The following is a 349-nucleotide window of genomic DNA, read 5'->3' on the forward strand; positions in this document are numbered from 1 at the left end:
CTACGATGCGAATGCGCAGTGTACCGCGATTAAATAGAGAACTAATCGGGGACACCCAAAGACTTAATTTAGTAACTAATTGTTTTTACTCGTTTCAAGGTTTGGGTGTCCCGTCTTTTTTAGATGAAATTATAGTCCTCGAGCTTCATGAGCAAAAGATCATGGATGACATATTTGATGATGAGCAATGGTGGATGCAAGGCACTATTATGCTTGGTGCATTTATGTCGGGTGTTGGAGGTAGCCAATCGGGGACACCCAAGGTAGCCAATCGGGGACACCCAAAGACTTAATTTTAGTAACTAATTGTTTTTACTAGTTTCAAGGTTTGGGTGTCCCATCTTTTCCC

1 protein-coding gene is annotated in these 349 nt (G+C 41.8%); it reads left to right on the forward strand.

Annotation, left to right across the window (positions count from 1 at the left end; genetic code table 11):
- A partial coding sequence (locus tag CXF74_RS22765) for a hypothetical protein (protein WP_232772627.1) occupies window positions 1–293 on the forward strand: 293 nt, incomplete at its 5' end.
- Window positions 294–349: the final 56 nt, after the last annotated feature.

The sequence above is a fragment of the Psychromonas sp. Urea-02u-13 genome, assembly GCF_002835995.1.
GTDB lineage: Bacteria > Pseudomonadota > Gammaproteobacteria > Enterobacterales > Psychromonadaceae > Psychromonas.